This window comes from Streptomyces sp. O3, assembly GCF_054788135.1.
Window position 1 is genome coordinate 95,898 of the sequence record NZ_JBTVYK010000010.1, and the last position, 18,473, is coordinate 114,370.

An 18,473-nucleotide genomic window follows, 5' to 3' on the forward strand; every position below is an offset into this window, starting at 1 on the left:
ACGCTGGCCAAGGCCAAGGGCTTCAAGAAGTCCAAGGCCGGTACGTATCTGTCCATGGGCACCACCGCGTTCGGCGCGATCAGCGTGGCCAAGCAGGCCAGGAAGGCCCGCAGCGAGCAGGACACGCTGCAGCTGGTCGACGCCGTCGTCTCCGCCGCCGCCATCGTCACGGGACTCGCTCTGCTCTACCGCGAGCTGAAGCGCCTTGGCGACGACGACGTCCTGCTGGGCTGAGAGGGAAAGTTTCACCGTGACTGTCACGACTGACCTGGTGTCGTACGAGGACGCCCTGGCGACGTACGACCCCGTCATGGGCCTTGAGGTCCACGTCGAGCTCGGCACCAAGACGAAGATGTTCTGCGGCTGCTCGACCGAGCTCGGCGCCGACGCCAACTCGCAGACCTGCCCGGTCTGCCTCGGCCTGCCCGGCTCGCTCCCGGTCGTCAACGCGACCGGCGTCGAGTCCGCCGTCAAGATCGGCCTCGCGCTGCACTGCGAGATCGCCGAGTGGTGCCGCTTCGCCCGGAAGAACTACTTCTATCCGGACATGCCGAAGAACTTCCAGACCTCCCAGTACGACGAGCCGATCGCCTTCAACGGCTATCTGGACGTCCAGCTGGAGGACGGCGAGGTCTTCCGCGTGGAGATCGAGCGAGCCCATATGGAGGAGGACACCGGCAAGTCCACGCATGTGGGCGGCGCCACGGGCCGTATTCACGGTGCGTCGCATTCCTTGCTCGACTACAACCGCGCGGGTATTCCGCTGATCGAGATCGTCACCAAGCCGATCGAGGGTGCGGGCAGTCGCGCGCCCGAGGTCGCCAAGGCGTACGTCGCCGAGCTGCGGGAGCTCATCCGGTCGCTCGGTGTGTCCGAGGCCCGGATGGAGATGGGCCAGATGCGTTGCGACGTCAACCTGTCGCTGCGCCCGCACGGCTCCGAGACCTTCGGCACCCGCAGCGAGACGAAGAACGTCAACTCGCTGCGCAGCGTCGAGCGCGCGACCCGCTACGAGATCCAGCGGCACGCCGCGGTGCTGGACGGCGGCGGCACCGTCGTCCAGGAGACCCGGCACTTCCACGAGGACGACGGCTCGACCACGTCCGGCCGGATCAAGGACAACGCCGAGGACTACCGCTACTTCCCGGAGCCGGACCTGGTCCCGGTGGCGCCCGCGCGCGCGTGGGTCGAGGAGCTCCGCAAGGGCCTCCCCGAGCTGCCGCGGGTGCGCCGCAACCGGCTGCGTGAGGAGTGGGGCGTCTCCGAGCACGACATGCAGTCCATCCTCAACGCGGGCGCGGTCGACCTGATCGCCGCCACCATCGACGCGGGCGCGGACGCCGCGTCCGCCCGCAAGTGGTGGATGGGCGAGCTGGCCCGCAGTGCCAACGAGTCCGGGCGTGCGCTGGACGAGCTGACGATCACCCCGGCGCAGGTCGCCCGAGTCACCGCGCTGGTCGCGGCCGGCGATCTGAACGACAAGCTGGCCCGCCAGGTCATCGACGGCGTGCTCAAGGGCGAGGGCGACCCGGACACCGTCGTCGAGAAGCGCGGTCTGAAGGTCGTCTCGGACGAGGGCGCGCTCACCGCGGCCGTGGACGAGGCGATCGCCGCCAACGCGGCGATCGCGGACAAGATCCGCGGCGGCAAGGTGGCCGCGGCCGGCGCCCTGGTCGGCGCGGTCATGAAGGCGACCCGCGGCCAGGCGGACGCGGCGCGCGTCAAGGAGCTGATCCTGGAGAAGCTCGGCGTCGAGGGCTGAGCTGGTTCGGGCTTGTCCTGGGCAGGGGCGGGGTGCCGGGTGATCCGGTGCCCCGTCTCTGTGTTTCCCGTCGGGTTCGTCTTGTGAAGAGGAACACGAAAGGGACAAAGGATCTTTTCCTGCTGTAAAAGTGGACGGTGAAGGGGCGCGACCGCGAGTACGTCACGGGCTGTTCCCGCTATAGATCCTCGATCATCCAGGGAGCTGCTCTCGTGGCAGTCATCGCACGCTGGTGCCTCAGGCACCGACTCGTCACCGTTCTGCTGTGGCTCCTCGCACTGGGTGGCGTGAGCGTGGCGGCCCAGATCGCCGGGTCCGCGTACTCGAACGACTACGAGGTACCGGGAACCGACTCGGGCCGCGCCACCGCGCTGCTGAACTCCGGCTTCCCCGACCTGGGCGGCGACACCGGCACCATCGTCTGGCACACGGATCAGGGCACGGTACGCGCCGCCGACGTCCGCCAGACCATGTCCGCGACCCTGGACAAGGTCGCGGAACTGCCCGGCGTCGCCTCCGTCATCAGCCCGTACGAGGCGGCGGGCGCGTCCCAGGTCAGCCAGGACCGGCAGACCGCCTACGCGGCCGTCACCTTCGACAAGCCCGCACACGAGGTCGACCCGGCGCACGCCCAGGCCGTCGTCACCACGGCGGAGGCCGCCGAGACGGACGGCCTCCAGGTGGCGCTGGGCGGCACCGCCATCGGGGCCACCGAGACGCCGGGCGGGCATCTCGCCGAGGCCGTCGGGGTCGCCGTCGCCGCCGTCGTCCTCTTCCTCGCCTTCGGCTCACTCGCGGCCAGCCTGCTGCCGATCGCCACCGCGCTGGTCAGCGTCGGCACGGCGTACGCGGGCACGGTACTGCTCGGCCACCTGATGACCGTCGCCGACTTCGCCCCCATGCTGGGCATGCTCATCGGCCTCGGCGTCGGCATCGACTACGCGCTGTTCATCGTGACGCGGCACCGGCGCGGCCTGAAACGCGGCCTCGCGGTGGACGAGGCGGCCGAGAACGCGACCGCCACCACGGGGCGCGCGGTCGTCTTCGCGGGCGCCACCGTATGTATCGCGCTCCTGGGGATGCTGATCCTGCGGCTGAGTTTCCTGAATGGTGTCGCGATCGCCGCTTGCCTCACCGTGGTCCTCACCGTCGCGGCGTCGGTGACGCTGCTGCCCGCCCTGCTCTCGTTCATCGGCACGCGCGCGTTGTCCCGCCGGGAACGCAGGAGGCTTGCGGAGCGTGGACCGGAACCCGAGCTTCCCACCGGGTTCGCGGCCCGCTGGGCGGCCTTCGTGGAGCGCCGCCCCAAGCTGCTCGGCGCGCTCGCGCTGGTGCTGATGGCGGCGCTCGCGCTGCCCACCCTGTCGCTCCGGCTCGGCACCTCCGACCAGGGCAACAACCCCACCGGCAGCACCACCCGCCAGGCCTACGACCTGCTCGCCGACGGCTTCGGGCCCGGCGTGAACGGGCCGCTGACCGTCGTCGGCAAGATCGACGGGCCACAGGGCAGGCTCGCGCTCGACCGGGTCGGCGAGACCCTGCGGGACACGGACGGGGTCGCCGCGGTCACCCCCGTCACCTACGACCAGAGCGGCGAGATCGGCTATCTCACCGTCGTCCCCGAGTCGGCGCCGCAGTCGAAGGCCACCAGCGCCCTGGTCGACACGCTGCGCGAGGATGTGCTGCCGCAGGCCGGTTCCGGCGCATCGCTTGAGGCGCACGTCGGCGGGATCACCGCGAGCTACGACGACTTCGCCGAGGTCATCGTCGGGAAGCTGCCGCTGTTCGTGGGCGCCGTGATCGGTCTCGGCTGCCTTCTGCTGCTGCTCGCGTTCCGGTCCGTCGGGATTCCGCTCAAGGCCGCGGCGATGAACGTCGCCGCGGTCGCCGCGGCCTTCGGCGTGGTGGTCGCGATCTTCCAGTGGGGCTGGGGGAGCGAGCTGCTCGGTCTCGGGCGGGCCGGGCCGATCGAGCCGTTCCTGCCGGTCATCATGGTGTCGGTGCTCTTCGGGCTCTCGATGGACTACCAGGTCTTCCTGGTCAGCCGGATGTACGAGGAGTGGCTGGAGACCGGTGACAACCGGCGGGCCGTGCGGGTCGGACTCGCCGAGACCAGCCGGGTGATCAACTCCGCGGCCGTGATCATGATCTCGGTCTTCCTGGCCTTCGTGCTCAGCGGCGACCGGGTGATCGCCATGTTCGGCATCGCGCTGGCGGCCGCGGTCGCGCTGGACGCGTTCGTGCTGCGTACGCTCCTGGTGCCCGCCCTGATGCACATGCTCGGCGGCGCCAACTGGTGGCTGCCCCGGTGGCTTGACCGCTGGTTGCCCAAGATCAGCATCGAGCCGCCGGAGTGCCGTACCCCGGTGTTTCCCGGCCAGCGGGCCGCCGAGGCGGAGCCGGTCGAGGCGGGCGCGCCCCGCTGAGCCGTACGTGCCCTGGGGCGGCGGGTCGCGGGGCCTTAGGCCGTCCTAGGGCCGCTCCTAGGACGGCCTAAGGCCTGAGTCCCGGCAGAGATGCGGCGATCTCCCGATGTGGCGGCACCCCCTGGGAGACGAAGGTGGAGTCATCGCAGACAGCGATACGACAACCCACCAGGGAGCCGGACATGTTCGACTACCAGCAGCACGAGATCCGCCACGCCGAGCTGGTCCGCGAGGCCGAGGCGCAGCGGCTGGCCAACCAGGTCCGCAAGGCCCGCCGCGCCCAGCGCGGTTCAGCCGACCACGACCCGGAGGGGCGGGTGAGCGGCCGGTCCTGGCGGAACCGCTTCGTACGCGCCGCGTGAACCCGCCCCAGGCGGTCCGGGCGCGGCCCGCCGCACCCGGACCGGCCACGCGCACGGCGAAATCGAGTGCCGCGCTGTCAGACCCCTGTGCGATGCTCGGCGGTGTGCAGATCAGGTCCCTCAGCCCCGTGTTCGTCGGCCGCGCCAGCGAGCTGACCGCCTTGAACGACGCGCTCGCCCGCGGTACCGCGGGCGAGCCGCAGGCGTTGCTCGTCGGCGGTGAGGCCGGAGTCGGCAAGACCCGCCTGATCGAGGAGTTCTCCGCGCGCGCCTGCCGCGAGGACGCCGTCGTCGCGCTGGGCGGCTGCGTGGAGATAGGGGCCGAGGGGCTGCCGTTCGCCCCGTTCTCCACCGCCCTGCGCTCCCTGCTCAGACAGCTGCCCGACGAACTGGCCGCCGCAGCCGACGGCCAGGAGGAGGAGCTCGCCCGGCTGCTGCCCGAGATCGGCGAGGTGAGCCGGGGACTGTACGGACGGTCGGGCCCGAGCGACGAGGAAGGCACCGCCCGCCTCTTCGAGCTCACTGCCCGCCTCCTGGAGCGGATCGCCGCGCGGCGCACCGTCGTCCTGGTCATCGAGGACCTGCACTGGGCCGACGCCTCCACCCGCCATCTGCTCGCCTACCTCATCAGGACGCTGCGCCGCGGCCGTCTCGTCGTGATCGCCACCTATCGCGCGGACGACATCCACCGCCGCCATCCGCTGCGGCCCCTGCTCGCCGAGCTGGACCGGCTGCGTACCGTCCAGCGCGTCGAGCTGTCCCGCTTCACCGTGCCGGAGGTCCGCCGCCAACTGGCCGGGATCCTCGCGGCCGAGCCCGAACAGGCCTTGGTGGACCAGGTCTTCGAGCGCTCCGACGGCAACGCCTTCTTCGTGGAGGAACTGGCCGCCGCCCAGCGCGACGGCTGCGACGCCGGCCTGCCCGACACCCTGCGCGACCTCCTGCTGGTCCGCGTCGAGGCGCTGCCCGAGCACGCCCAGCGCGTCGCCCGCCTCGTCGCCGAAGGCGGCTCCACGGTCGAGTACGCGCTGCTGGCCGCCGTCGCGGGCCTCGGCGAGGACGAGCTGATCGAGGCCCTGCGCGCGGCGGTCGGCGCCAACATCCTGCTGGTCAGCGACGACGGCGACGGGTACCGCTTCCGGCACTCCCTGGTGCGCGAGGCCGTCAGCGACGACCTGCTGCCGGGCGAGCGCTCCCGGCTGAACCGCCGCTACGCCGAGGCACTTCAGGCCGACCCCTCGCTGGCCCGCGCCGACGAGCGCGCCCCCCGTCTGGCCAGCTACTGGTACCACGCGCACGACGCGGCCCAGGCGCTGCCCGCCGTACTGCGCGCCTCCGTCGAGGCCAGGCGCCGCCACGCGCACTCCGAGCAACTGCGGATGCTGGAACGCGCGATGGAGCTGTGGGACGAGGCGCCGAAGGACGTACGGGACGAGCTGCGCCCCGCGGACTACGCCGAGGCGTATCCGCCCTGCGGCTGCGACGGGCAGGCCCCGCCGCTGGCCTATGTGGACCTGATGGCGGAGGCGACGGTCGCGGGGCGGCGCTGTGGCGAGCGCGAGCGGGCCCTGAAGATCGCCAAGCAGGCCCTGCGGCTGCTGGACGAGGGCGACGACCCGCTGCGGGCCGCGTGGTTCTGGACGCAGCGCTCCTGGCTGTGCTCGGCGATGGGCCGCAGCGACGGCTGGGAGGAGATCGCCGCCGCGCAGGAGCTGGTACGCGGGCTCCCGCCGTCCGAGGTGCACGCCGAGGTGCTGTCCGCCGTCGCCGCCTGGGGCATGCTGCACGAGCCGGGAGCGGAGAGCCTGCAGGCGGCCGAGCGCGCCGTCGAGTACGCCCGGATGCTGGGGGCCGAGCGCATCGAACTGCACGCCAGGCTCACCTACGGCAGCATCCTGGTCGACGCGGGCGACATCGAGGCCGGGCTCGCCGAGATGCACGAGGTCAAGGAGCGCGTGGTCGAGCAGAAGATCACCTCCCAGATCGGCCGCAGCCACATCAACCTCGCCTCCGAGCTGGAGAGCGTGGGACGCTCCGGTGATGCGGTCGCCGTGGCCACGGCGGGCGTCGAGCTCTGCAAGCGGTACCGGATGCTGGACGCCAAGAGCTGGCTCTGGGCGAACATGGCCGAGTCGCTGTACTCACTCGGCCGCTTCGACGAGGCGGCGGCCGCCGCCGTCCGGGCCCGCCGCAAGACCATCAGCCGCCATGTGCGGGCCGTCGGATCGCGGGTGCTCGCCCATATCGCGCTGGCCCGCGGAGACAGGGACACGGCGACGGCGGAACTCGCGGCGTGCCAGGAGAGTTTCAACCACCATGACCCCGTGCCGCAGGACTCGATCCCGCTGGCCCGCGTCACCCTCGCCGTCGCCGCGGCTCAGGGGCGTGTCCTAGACGTCCGGGACGGCCTGGCCAAGGCCGTCCAGGACGGGCTGCCCTCCGGCGCGCGACGCTACGTATGGCCCCTGCTGCTCGTCGCCGCCCAGACGGAGGCCGCCGCCCGCGGACTGCCCGCGGCCGAACCAGGCCGGGCCGAGGCCGTCGAACGCATCCGGGCCGCCGCCAAACGCCTGGCGACCCCGGTGCCCCTCTGGCACGGATACGAGCGCTGGGTCCGCGCCGAACTCCTGCGCGCGGAAGGCCGCGACACGGTCGCCGACTGGGACGAGGTGCTGGCGGCCTTCCAGCCCCTGGAGCGCCCCTACGACCTGGCCCAGGTGCGGTACCGCCTCGCCGAGGCGCTGCTCGCGGCCGCGCCCGCCGACGCCGCGCGCCACCGCGCCGCCCAGCTGCTCGGCCAGGCCCGCGAGACGGCCGACGCGCTCGGCGCCCGCCCGCTCGCCGCGGACATCGGCCAACTCGTCCAGCGCGCCCGGCTCACCCTGGCCGGGGCCGAGCCGTCGCCGCCCGTGCCCGTCCGGGCTCCCGACGACCCGGTCCGCTCCCTCGGCCTCACCAGCCGGGAGCGGGATGTGCTGAGGCTGGTCGCGGTCGGCCACAGCAACCGCCGGATAGCCGAGGAGCTGTTCATCTCCCCGAAGACGGCGAGCGTCCATGTCTCCAACATCCTCGCCAAACTGGGCGTGTCCGGCCGAGGCGAGGCCGCCGCCCTGGCCCACCGCCTGCGGCTGTTCCCGTCGGGCCTCGGAGACGGCCTCGCCGCGGGGCGATGAACCCGAGACCTCACATCCCTCTCACTCCTGAGCGGGCAGCCGTATCACGACCTTGCCCGACGTGAGGTCTATCGGGCCCTTGCCCGGATCGCCGTCGTTCAGGTCGACGCGGGTCAGTTCGAGGCGCTTGCGCTCCTCTTCGGTGTGCCTGCGTCCCGGAGCGAAGATCTCCTCCATCAGGTTGAACATCGCGCTACTCGACCTCCAGTCGCAGAATCCGGTCGTCGCCCGCCTCCGGCGTGCCCCGTGAGTCCGTCTCGTTGGTGACCAGCCAGAGCGCGCCGCCGCCCGCCGACACCACCGTGCGCAGCCTGCCGTACTCGCCCTCCAGGAAAGCCTCCGGCTTCGCCACCGGGTCGGCGCCGTTCAGCGGGATGCGCCAGAGTCGCGCCCCGCGCAGCCCCGCCATCCAGACCGAACCCTCGGCCCAGGCGATCCCGCTCGGCGAGGCCTCCGACGTCGGCCACTGCACCACGGGATCGGTGAACTCCGCCCCGCCGCTCCCGCCGCCGTCCGCGGCCCCGCCCTCGACCTCGGGCCAGCCGTAGTTCCCGCCCGCCTCGATCAGGTTCAGCTCGTCCCAGGTGTTCTGGCCGAACTCGGCCGCCCACAGCCGCCCGTCCCCGTCCCAGGCCAGGCCCTGCACATTGCGGTGGCCGTACGAATACACCACCGACTCGGCGTTCGGGTTCCCCTCGGCGGGCTGACCGTCCGGGGTCATCCGCAGGATCTTGCCGCCCAGCGATTCCTTGTCCTGCGCCAGGTCCGGGTCGCCGGTCTCACCCGTCCCGGCGTACAGCATCTTGTCCGGGCCGAAGGCGATCCGCCCGCCGTTGTGCACGACGCCCTTGGGGATGCCCCGCAGGACCGTGGAGGGCTCGCCCAGCTGTCTGCCGACGGGTTTCTTCTCGTCGTACCGCATGCGGGCGATGCGGTTGTCCGACGCGGTCGTGAAGTACGCGTACACCATGCGGTCGGAGGCGTACGACGGCGAGAGCGCCAGGCCCATCAGACCGCCCTCGCCGCCGGGGGCGACGCCGGACACCGAGCCGAGCAGGGTCTTCTCGCCGCTGTCCGCGTCGATCCGGGTGACGGTCCCCTCGTCCCGCGAGGACACGAGCAGGTCGCCGCCGGGCAGCGGGGCGAGTCCCCAGGGCGATTCCAGGTCCTCGGCGACGGTGTCCACGACCTTCGCCGACCCCTTGGCGGGCGGCGCCTGCGCGGTCGAGCCGTCCGTGGCCGACGGGCCGGTCGGCGTCGCGCTCCCGTCCCTGTCTGGGAGGACCGGCCCCCCGTCGCCGCCCGAGCCCGACGAGCAGCCCACCGCGAGCAGCAGCGCGACGGCGGCTCCCACGGCTGTCACAGCGGTGCGTCGCACGATGGCGATCCCTTCGGCGGTGGCTGTTCTCCCAGTGACCCTCTTCTACCCCATCGCGTCCTGCGTTCTCTCTCTTTCTACGTCGTGGCCGCCGCGAAGGTTCCCCGGCCGGGGAACGGCCCGGTCAGTCCCGCGACGTCAGTCCCACGACCCCTGCGCCGGGGGGAGTTCCGCGATCTCCGTCAGATCCTCGGCCGTCAGCTCCAGCGACGCGGCACGCGCGTTCTCCACGGCCCACCGTTCCCGCTTGGCCCCCGGCACCGGCACCACCTGCCGCCCCCGCGTCAGCACCCAGGCGAGCGCCACCTGCGCCGGAGTCACCTCGGGACCGTGCCGCTCGGCGATCCGCCGCAGCCCCGCCGCCAACGGCTGGTTCGCCGCCATCATCTCGGAGGTGAACCGCGGATGCCTGGCCCGTAGGTCATCGGGCTCGAAGCCCTGCCCCGGAGTCAGCGTCCCGGTCAGAAACCCGTTGCCCAGCGGCATGGCCGCCAGCAGGCCGACACCGCGCGCCTGACACCACGGCAGCAGCGCGTCCAGCGCCTGAGGCGACCACACCGAAAGCTCCGCCTCGACCGCGCTCACCGGGAAGACCTGCTGCACCCGCTCCAGCTGCCGGATCGTTCCGTCATGCAGTGCCGCCCCCGCTCCGCGGCCCGCGCGCGCCCCCACCGCGCACAGCCCGAGCGCGCGCACCTTGCCCGCCGTCACCAGCTCCGCCATCGCGCCCCAGGTCTCCTCGACGGGCACCTCGGGGTCGGCCCGGTGCAGCTGGTACAGGTCGATCACCTCCGTCTGCAGCCGCCGGAGCGAGGCGTCACAGGCCCGCTTCACATATCCGGGGCGGCCGTTGGCCACGAGGTGCTGCTCACCCACGAGCAACCCGACCTTGGTCGACACGAAGGCGTCCGCGCGCCGCTGCCGGAGCACCCGGCCGATCAGCAGCTCGTTGGTGAACGGCCCGTACATGTCCGCGGTGTCGAGCAGGTTCACGCCCGCGTCGAGCGCGGCGTGCACGGTGCGCAGCGACTCGTCCCCGCGCTGCCGCGATCCGGTGTACCCCCAGCTCATCGGCATGCACCCGAGCCCGATCGCGCCCACATCGAGCGCCCCCGCGCCGATCGTCCTGCCCTCCACCTGCCCGCGCCCTCCCGTCACCCGCCACCCGCCACCCGCCACCCGCCAGACTCAGGCCCTGTCGTCGTGCTCTCGCCCGACGACGGGGCCAGGCCCCCCAAACTAACCTCTCGCACATGACCCACGAGATCTGGCTCCCGCTGCCCGCCGACGACGTGCCCGGACTCCCCCAGGGGCCCGCCTACCGACACTGGGACGGCGACCAGGACTTTCCCGCGGACCCGGCCGACTGCGGCTTCTACGCCGTTCCCTATATGAAGTCCGCCGAGGTCTCCATCCGCCCGCTGGCGGCGATGACCTCGCTCGACGTCGTCCAGACCCTCACCGCGGGCATCGACCACATACAGCCCGGACTCGGACTGCTGCGCCCCGGCGTACGGCTGTGCAACGCCAAGGGGGTGCACGAGGCGTCCACCGCCGAGCTCACGCTCGCCCTGATCCTCGCCTCACTGCGCGACATCCCCGGATTCGTCCGCGGGCAGCAGCGCGAGGAGTGGCGCTCGGGCTTCTACCCGGCGCTCGCCGACAAGTCCGTACTGATCGTCGGCTATGGGTCCATCGGCGCCGCCGTCGAAGACCGGCTCGCTCCCTTTGAATGCGCGCGGGTGGCGCGCGTCGCGCGCTCCGCACGCGCCACGGAGCGCGGCCCCGTACACCCGCTCTCCGAACTGCCCGCGCTGCTGCCCGAAGCCGACGTCGTGATCCTCTCCACGCCGCTCACCGACGCCACCAGAGGCCTGGCGAACGCGGCCTTCCTGGTCCGGATGAAGGACGGCGCGCTGCTGGTGAACGTCGCCCGCGGCCCCGTCGTGGACACCAAGGCCCTCATCGCCGAGCTGGAGACCGGGCGCATCAGGGCCGCGGTCGACGTCACCGACCCGGAACCGCTGCCCGCGGGACACCCCCTGTGGCATGCTCCGAACCTTCTCATCAGCCCGCATGTGGGCGGCAGCTCCTCCGCCTTCCTGCCGCGCGCCAAGCGGCTGCTCGCGCGGCAGGTGGCGCGGTACGTCGCCGGGGAGCCGCTCGAGAACGTCGTCCTCACCGTCGGATAGCGGCCGGACGCGCGTGCCCTCGCCCCCAGTTCCCGCCTCTAGCATCCGTCACTGACTGTATAGGGACTATGTCCCTGAGTGACGAGACTGGTGTATCGTCCCGATTGGGGCAGCGCCGCGCGGAGTTCGGCGCCGGGGCGATATCGGAAAGCGAGGGGGGCGACGGGCGATGCACGGCCTATGGACGAACCATCCGACACGGCGGGGACGCCGTCGACGACCCTCGCGCGCCCTGACGAGCCGGCACCGGTGCGAGAAGGCGGCCCGGTGAGTACGCCCGGTGCGTGGCCGACCGTCGGCGCCGATCCGGGGAGCGGCCGGACGGCGGGCATGGTGCCCCAACTGGCGCTCGCGGTGGTGTGCGCGGGCTATGCCACGGGCTCCGCCCTCGGCTGGGGCTCCGACCGACTCGCCCTCGTCATGGGGGACTTCGGGCTGAGCTTCGCCGCCGCCACGGCCGCCGTCTCCTGCTTCCTCTACGCCCGCACCCGGCGGAGCCGCTTTCGACCCGCCTGGCTGCTGTTCGCGCTCTCCTCGGGGATGGCGGCCATCGGGAACGGCGTCTGGGGCTGGTACGAGGTCGTGCTGCGCACCCAGGTGCCGTCGCCCAGCCTGGCCGACCTCTTCTTCCTGTGCTTCGCGCCGCCCGCCATCGTCGGCCTGCTGGTGCTGGCCAAGCGGCCGGTCACCCGCGCCGGGTGGGTCTGCCTGGCGCTGGACTCCTGGCTGATCGGCGGCTCGCTGCTGACTCTGTCCTGGAGCCTGGCGCTCGCGCACGCCGCCGAGTTCGACGACCGCAGCGTGACGCACGCCGCGCTCTCACTGGCCTATCCGCTGCTGGACATCGTGCTGGTCAGCATGGTGCTGGTGCTGCACTTCCGGCGTACGTCCGCGAACCGCTCGGCGATCAACACCGTGATCGCCGCACTCGCGCTGACCGTCCTGTGCGACACCCTGTTCACCTCGCCGCTGCTGCGGGACACCTACCGCTCGGGCGAGATCCTGGACGCGGGCTGGTTCGCGGGCTCCCTGCTCCTGGCGTACGCCCCCTGGGTCACCCCACGGCCGGGCAGCGCCGGGTACGCGTACGCGCGCGACACCGCGTATGTGCCGGGCGACGCCGAATGGAGCGACGAGCAGCGGCCCGGCGCGGTACGGCGCGGCGCCCAGGCCACCCGCCCGATCGGCGGGTCCCTGGCCGCGCTCACGCCGTATCTGGCCGCCGCGGTCTGCACCTTGGGCATCCTGAACAACCTGCTCAACGGCCGCCAGGTGGACCGGGTCGTCCTCGTCACGGCCTGCACGGTGGTGCTCGCGCTGGTCGTCCGCCAGGCCATCATGCTGCTGGACAACATCTCGCTCACCCAGGAACTGGCCCAGCAGGAGAACCACTTCCGCTCCCTGGTCCAGGGCTCCAGCGACGTCATCATGATCGCCGCGCCGAGCGGCATCCTGCGCTACGTCAGCCCGGCCGCCGCCGGAGTCTGGGGGCGGGACGCGGACGCGCTGGTCGGCACCGAACTGGCCCTGCTCATCCACCCGGAGGACCTCGGCCGGGTGGTCCACGAGATCCGCAGATTCCTCGCCGCCTGCCCGCTGGACGAGCCCACGACCCGCATCGAATGCCGCTTCAAGTCCGGCTCGGGCGACTGGCTCAACGTCGAGTCGACCGTCAACCGCCACCAGGGCGGCCTGATCTTCAACAGTCGGGACGTCACCGAACGCGTCCGGCTGCAAGCCCAGTTGCAGCACAACGCCGAACACGACCCGCTCACCGACCTGCCCAACCGCGCGCTGTTCACCAAGCGCGTCGCCCAGGCGCTCGGCGGCCGCCGCAACAGCGACCGGGGCACCGCCGTGCTGTTCATCGACCTGGACGGCTTCAAGGCCGTCAACGACACCATCGGCCACCAGGCGGGCGACGAACTCCTGGTGCAGGCCGCGCGCAGACTGGCCGAATCCGTACGCTCCGGGGACACCGCGGCCCGGCTCGGCGGGGACGAGTTCGCCGCGCTCATCCTCGGCGACGGCACCCGCGACCGCACCGCGCGCGAGTTCCACATCCACGAGCTCGCCGACCGGCTGCGGCTCGCGCTCTCCGAGCCGTACGTCATCGACGGCAGCGACGTACGGGTGGCCGCCTCCATCGGCGTCGCCTTCGCCGAACCCGGCGTCACCGCGGGCGAACTGCTGCGTAACGCCGACCTCGCGATGTACCGCGCCAAGGCCGCGGGCAAGGGCCGTGTCGTGCTCTACGCCCCCCAGATGCAGGCCGAAGTGGTGCGCAAGTCCGAACTGGCGACCCGGCTGCGCTCCGCGCTGCACGACGGCGAGTTCGCCCTGCTGCACCAGCCCGTGGTCTGTCTGGACACCGGCCGGATCACCGCGGTCTGCGCCCAGGCCCGCTGGCGCTCGGCCCAGGGCGTGCTGTTCACGCCCGCCGAGTTCCTGCGCGTCGCGGAATCCGAGCCCGCCGAGCGCTCCCCGGAGCTCGGCCGCTGGACGCTCGACGAGGCCGTCCAGCAGGCCGCCGAACGCGCCCGCGGCGGCCTCGCCGTCCCGGTCGCGGTCCGGATGAGCGCACATCGCCTCCTGGACCGCTCCATGCCCGGATCCATCGAGGCGCTGCTCACCCGGCACGGGCTGCCGTCCGGCGCCCTGGTGATCGAACTGTCCGACAGTGACCCCCGCGTGTCCCTGGACGACCTGGAGCGCCGCCTGACCGCCCTGCGCCGCCTGGGCGTGCGGATCGCCCTGGACGGCTTCGGCGGCGGCCACGCGGCGATCACCGCGCTGCGCCGCCTGCCCGTCGACGTACTCAAACTGGACCGCTCCCTGGTCGAGGGCGTGGTCGAGTCGCCCCGGCTGCACAAGATCACCAGCGGGCTGCTGCGGATCGCCGCCGACCTGGGGCTGCGCTCCGTCGCGGACGGCGTCGACCTGCCCGAGCAGGCCCTGGCCCTGCGCGCCATGGGCTGCTCGCAGGGCCAGGGCCTGGCCTTCTCCGGGCCGCTCGACGAGCACCGGCTGCGCCGCGCGCTGACCGGCGGCCACTACCCCCTGCCGCACGGCCCGGCCGAACCGGTACGCGTGGGCGGACCCACCGGCGGCACCCCCGTCACCACCCCGGTCAACGGCACGAACGGCCAGGTCAGCGGCGTTCTCAACAGCCCCGTCAGCGGCTCGCTCAAGGTCATCGACGGCACACGGAATCGCTCACATAATGAGACGGCTGTCCCACCCACTTGACAGTCCCACAACCGCGGAGAGAGGGTCAGTGCCATGCGCACCCGAATTCTCGTACTTGGAAAGCGCGTCGGCTGAAGCCGAGTGGTGAACACTCGGCGAACGCACCGACGCGCTCCCCTCGCTTGCCTCCGGGCACGGGGGGTTTTTTGTTGCACTGGCACTGCACATACCCTCGCAAATCACCCTTAGCTTCGAGAAGAGAAACCGATGACCGAGCAGGCCACCGGGGCCCACCACCCGCAGCCGCGGCCCCGTTCCTCAGGACAGCAGTCCGCCCCCGTCGAGCACCTCACGGGCGCGCAGTCCCTCATTCGTTCTCTCGAGGAAGTCGGCGCCGAGACGGTATTCGGCATCCCCGGCGGCGCCATCATGCCCGCGTACGACCCGCTGATGGACTCCAGCAAGGTCCGGCACGTCCTGGTCCGCCACGAACAGGGCGCGGGCCACGCCGCCACCGGCTACGCCCAGGCCACCGGCAAGGTCGGCGTCTGCATGGCGACCAGCGGTCCCGGCGCGACCAACCTGGTCACCCCGATCGCCGACGCGCACATGGACTCCGTGCCGCTGGTCGCGATCACCGGCCAGGTCGCGTCCAGGGCGATCGGCACGGACGCCTTCCAGGAGGCGGACATCTGCGGCATCACCATGCCGATCACCAAGCACAACTTCCTGGTCACCAAGGCCGAGGACATCCCGCGCACCATCGCCGAGGCCTTCCACATCGCCTCGACCGGACGTCCAGGCCCGGTCCTGGTCGACATCGCCAAGGACGCCCTGCAGGCCCCCACCACCTTCAGCTGGCCGCCCGCCCAGGACCTGCCCGGCTACCGCCCGGTCACCAAGCCGCACGCCAAGCAGATCCGCGAGGCCGCCAAGCTGATCGGCCAGGCCAAGCGCCCCGTCCTGTACGTCGGCGGCGGTGTGCTCAAGGCCGGTGCGACCGCCGAGCTGAAGGTGCTCGCCGAACTCACCCGCGCACCCGTCACCACCACCCTGATGGCGCTCGGCGCGTTCCCCGACAGCCACGAGCTGCACGTCGGAATGCCCGGCATGCACGGCGCCGTCACCGCCGTCACCGCGCTGCAGAAGGCGGACCTGCTGATCGCGCTCGGCACCCGCTTCGACGACCGCGTCACCGGCAAGCTGGACAGCTTCGCCCCGCACGCCAAGGTCATCCACGCCGACATCGACCCGGCCGAGATCGGCAAGAACCGCGCGGTCGACGTCCCGATCGTCGGCGACGCCCGCGAGGTCATCGCCGACCTGGTGCAGGCCATCCAGGCCGAGCACGGCGAAGGCGCCGTCGGCGAGGCCGCGGCCGACGGATACGCGGCCTGGTGGAAGGTCCTCAACCGCTGGCGCGAGACCTACCCGGTCAGCTACGACCTGCCCGACGACGGCAGCCTGGCCCCGCAGCAGGTCATCGAGCGCATCGGCGAGCTCGCCCCCGAAGGCACGATCTTCGCCGCGGGCGTCGGCCAGCACCAGATGTGGGCCGCCCACTTCATCGACTACGAGAAGCCCGCGACCTGGCTCAACTCCGGAGGGGCCGGAACGATGGGCTACGCCGTCCCGGCCGCGATGGGCGCCAAGGCGGGCAAGCCCGACGCCCCGGTCTGGGCGATCGACGGCGACGGCTGCTTCCAGATGACCAACCAGGAACTGGTCACCTGCGCGCTCAACAACATCCCGATCAAGGTCGCGATCATCAACAACGGCGCGCTCGGCATGGTCCGCCAGTGGCAGAACCTGTTCTACGACGGGCGCTACTCCAACACCGTGCTGCACGCCGAGGACACCGGCCACGGTGACCCCGGCTGCCAGGTCGGCGCCAGCGAGGCCGCCCGCAAGGGCACCCGCGTCCCCGACTTCGTGAAGCTGTCCGAGGCCATGGGCTGCGTCGCGATGCGCTGCGAGGACCCCGCCGAACTGGACGCGGTGATCGCCAAGGCCAACGAGATCAACGACCGGCCCGTCGTGGTCGACTTCATCGTCCACGAGGACGCCCAGGTGTGGCCGATGGTCGCCGCAGGCACCTCCAACGACGAGGTCATGGCCGCCCGCGGCGTCCGCCCCGACTTCGGCGACAACGAAGACGACTGAGAGAGCCGAGAGAGAGCTTCCCGCCCATGTCCAAGCACACACTCTCCGTCCTGGTCGAGAACACACCAGGCATCCTGGCCCGGATCGCCGCCCTGTTCTCGCGCCGCGGCTTCAACATCGACTCGCTCGCCGTCGGCGTCACCGAGCACCCCGACATCTCCCGCATCACCATCGTGGTGCAGGTCGAGGACCTGCCGCTGGAGCAGGTCACCAAGCAGCTCAACAAACTCGTCAACGTCCTGAAGATCGTCGAACTCGAAGAGAGCGCGGCCGTCGCGCGTGAACTCGTTCTGGTGAAGGTCCGCGCCGACAACGAGACCCGCTCCCAGATCATCGAGATCGTCCAGCTCTTCCGCGCCAAGACCGTGGACGTCTCGCCCGAGGCGGTCACGATCGAGGCCACCGGATCGAGCGACAAGCTGGAGGCCATGCTCAAGATGCTGGAACCCTTCGGCATCAAGGAACTCGTCCAGTCCGGCACGATCGCCATCGGCCGCGGCGCGCGCTCCATCACGGACCGCAGCCTGCGCGCCCTGGACCGCTCGGCCTGACCCCGAGCCGCGGGTGCGTGTCCGCACCCGCGGCCCACATCCCGAGACTGACCGTCACCGCACCCCCCGCCCCCACGTACTGTGTGGGCAACCCGGCATCCGATGCCGCCATCACCAAGGAGAGACCTCAAGTGGCCGAGCTGTTCTACGACGACGACGCAGACCTGTCCATCATCCAGGGCCGCAAGGTCGCGGTCATCGGTTACGGCAGCCAGGGCCACGCCCACGCGCTGTCCCTGCGTGACTCGGGCGTCGACGTCCGCGTCGGTCTGCACGAGGGCTCCAAGTCGCGGGCCAAGGCCGAGGAGCAGGGCCTGCGCGTGGTCACCCCCGCCGAGGCGTCCGCCGAGGCCGACGTCATCATGGTCCTGGTCCCGGACCCGATCCAGGCCCAGGTGTACGAGGAGACCATCGCCCCGAACCTGAAGGACGGCGACGCCCTCTTCTTCGGCCACGGCCTGAACATCCGCTTCGGCTTCATCAAGCCCCCGGCCGGCGTCGACGTCGCCATGGTCGCCCCCAAGGGCCCCGGCCACCTGGTCCGCCGCCAGTACGAGGAAGGCCGCGGCGTTCCGTGCATCGCGGCCGTCGAGCAGGACGCCACGGGCAACGGCTTCGCGCTGGCCCTGTCGTACGCCAAGGCGATCGGCGGCACCCGCGCCGGCGTCATCAAGACCACCTTCACCGAGGAGACCGAGACCGACCTGTTCGGCGAGCAGGCCGTCCTCTGCGGCGGTACGGCCGCGCTGGTCAAGGCGGGCTTCGAGACCCTCACCGAGGCCGGATACCAGCCGGAGATCGCGTACTTCGAGTGCCTGCACGAGCTGAAGCTCATCGTGGACCTCATGTACGAGGGCGGCCTGGAGAAGATGCGCTGGTCGGTCTCCGAGACCGCCGAGTGGGGCGACTACGTCACCGGCCCGCGGATCATCACCGACGCCACCAAGGCCGAGATGAAGAAGGTCCTCGCCGAGATCCAGGACGGCACCTTCGCCAAGAACTGGATGGCCGAGTACCACAACGGCCTGCCCAAGTACAACGAGTACAAGAAGCAGGACGAGAACCACCTCCTGGAGACCACCGGCAAGGAGCTGCGCAAGCTCATGAGCTGGGTCAACAACGACGAGGCCTGAGCCTGACGCCGACGCGGGGCCGGACCGTCGGTCCGGCCCCCCCCCCCCCCCCCCGGCCCCCCCCCCCCCCCCCACCCCCCCCCCCCGCCCCCGCGCGCAAAAACGATGGGGGATACATCCCACAAGGCGGGAAACACGCCGCAC

At 71.7% G+C, this 18,473-nt stretch carries 13 protein-coding genes; 10 read left to right on the top strand and 3 right to left on the bottom strand.

The features are described from left to right. Positions 1-54 precede the first annotated feature (54 nt). The 5 genes from ACX6XY_RS07840 to ACX6XY_RS07860 all read left to right on the top strand — a co-directional run bounded on the left by ACX6XY_RS07840 (position 55) and on the right by ACX6XY_RS07860 (position 7,723). Positions 55-234, top strand: coding sequence for a hypothetical protein (locus ACX6XY_RS07840; RefSeq protein ID WP_460327836.1), 180 nt, complete (start codon positions 55-57; stop codon positions 232-234). A 16-nt stretch (positions 235-250) separates the two neighbouring features. Beyond that, positions 251-1,762: an Asp-tRNA(Asn)/Glu-tRNA(Gln) amidotransferase subunit GatB gene (gatB, locus tag ACX6XY_RS07845; RefSeq protein WP_460327819.1), complete on the top strand. Its 1,512-nt coding sequence runs from the start codon at positions 251-253 to the stop codon at positions 1,760-1,762. Between the two features lie 212 nt (positions 1,763-1,974). Next, positions 1,975-4,188, top strand: a complete 2,214-nt coding sequence (locus tag ACX6XY_RS07850) for an MMPL family transporter (RefSeq protein WP_460327820.1) — start codon at positions 1,975-1,977, stop codon at positions 4,186-4,188. Positions 4,189-4,370: 182 nt separating this feature from the next. After that, on the top strand, positions 4,371-4,550 hold the full coding sequence (locus ACX6XY_RS07855) for a hypothetical protein (protein ID WP_460327821.1): 180 nt from the start codon (positions 4,371-4,373) through the stop codon (positions 4,548-4,550). Between the two features lie 92 nt (positions 4,551-4,642). Continuing rightward, the gene (locus ACX6XY_RS07860; protein ID WP_460327822.1) at positions 4,643-7,723 is read left to right on the top strand and encodes a helix-turn-helix transcriptional regulator; all 3,081 of its coding nucleotides are present in this window, start codon (positions 4,643-4,645) and stop codon (positions 7,721-7,723) included. Between the two features lie 21 nt (positions 7,724-7,744). On the opposite strand, the gene ACX6XY_RS07865 is transcribed toward ACX6XY_RS07860, so the two are convergent. The 3 genes from ACX6XY_RS07865 to ACX6XY_RS07875 all read right to left on the bottom strand — a co-directional run bounded on the left by ACX6XY_RS07865 (position 7,745) and on the right by ACX6XY_RS07875 (position 10,238). Continuing rightward, positions 7,745-7,912: a DUF6191 domain-containing protein gene (locus ACX6XY_RS07865; protein ID WP_460327824.1), complete on the bottom strand. Its 168-nt coding sequence runs from the start codon at positions 7,910-7,912 to the stop codon at positions 7,745-7,747. Positions 7,913-7,916: 4 nt separating this feature from the next. Further along, positions 7,917-9,101 carry a PQQ-dependent sugar dehydrogenase gene (locus tag ACX6XY_RS07870; RefSeq protein ID WP_460327825.1) on the bottom strand — a complete coding sequence of 395 codons (1,185 nt, stop codon included), beginning with the start codon at positions 9,099-9,101 and terminating at the stop codon, positions 7,917-7,919. A 138-nt stretch (positions 9,102-9,239) separates the two neighbouring features. Further along, positions 9,240-10,238 (bottom strand): aldo/keto reductase, encoded by a 999-nt coding sequence (locus ACX6XY_RS07875; protein WP_460327826.1) that lies wholly within the window; start codon positions 10,236-10,238, stop codon positions 9,240-9,242. A gap of 116 nt (positions 10,239-10,354) precedes the next feature. Here ACX6XY_RS07875 and ACX6XY_RS07880 point away from each other — a divergent pair, with 116 nt between their 5' ends. From ACX6XY_RS07880 to ilvC, 5 genes are all read left to right on the top strand, one after another. Further along, positions 10,355-11,293, top strand: a complete 939-nt coding sequence (locus ACX6XY_RS07880) for a 2-hydroxyacid dehydrogenase (RefSeq protein ID WP_460327827.1) — start codon at positions 10,355-10,357, stop codon at positions 11,291-11,293. 180 nt (positions 11,294-11,473) lie between these two features. After that, entirely contained in the window at positions 11,474-14,542 is a 3,069-nt protein-coding gene (locus ACX6XY_RS07885) for a putative bifunctional diguanylate cyclase/phosphodiesterase (RefSeq protein ID WP_460327828.1), read from the top strand. Positions 14,543-14,749: 207 nt separating this feature from the next. After that, on the top strand, positions 14,750-16,645 hold the full coding sequence (locus tag ACX6XY_RS07890; protein WP_460327829.1) for an acetolactate synthase large subunit: 1,896 nt from the start codon (positions 14,750-14,752) through the stop codon (positions 16,643-16,645). A gap of 26 nt (positions 16,646-16,671) precedes the next feature. Further along, a complete protein-coding gene (ilvN, locus tag ACX6XY_RS07895; protein ID WP_460327830.1) occupies positions 16,672-17,196 on the top strand; it encodes an acetolactate synthase small subunit in 525 nt (174 codons plus the stop codon). A 131-nt stretch (positions 17,197-17,327) separates the two neighbouring features. Continuing rightward, a complete protein-coding gene (ilvC, locus tag ACX6XY_RS07900; protein WP_460327831.1) occupies positions 17,328-18,329 on the top strand; it encodes a ketol-acid reductoisomerase in 1,002 nt (333 codons plus the stop codon). Positions 18,330-18,473: the final 144 nt, after the last annotated feature.

Bases quoted from the DNA above. Each gene is read 5' to 3' on its own strand.
- ACX6XY_RS07840 (WP_460327836.1), top strand. From the start codon at position 55: ATGGGCACCACCGCGTTCGGCGCGATCAGCGTGGCCAAGCAGGCCAGG.
- ACX6XY_RS07855 (WP_460327821.1), top strand. From the start codon at position 4,371: ATGTTCGACTACCAGCAGCACGAGATCCGCCACGCCGAGCTGGTCCGC.
- ACX6XY_RS07860 (WP_460327822.1), top strand. From the start codon at position 4,643: ATGCTCGGCGGTGTGCAGATCAGGTCCCTCAGCCCCGTGTTCGTCGGC.
- ACX6XY_RS07865 (WP_460327824.1), bottom strand. From the start codon at position 7,912: ATGTTCAACCTGATGGAGGAGATCTTCGCTCCGGGACGCAGGCACACC.
- ACX6XY_RS07880 (WP_460327827.1), top strand. From the start codon at position 10,355: ATGACCCACGAGATCTGGCTCCCGCTGCCCGCCGACGACGTGCCCGGA.
- ACX6XY_RS07885 (WP_460327828.1), top strand. From the start codon at position 11,474: ATGGACGAACCATCCGACACGGCGGGGACGCCGTCGACGACCCTCGCG.
- ACX6XY_RS07890 (WP_460327829.1), top strand. From the start codon at position 14,750: ATGACCGAGCAGGCCACCGGGGCCCACCACCCGCAGCCGCGGCCCCGT.
- ilvN (WP_460327830.1), top strand. From the start codon at position 16,672: ATGTCCAAGCACACACTCTCCGTCCTGGTCGAGAACACACCAGGCATC.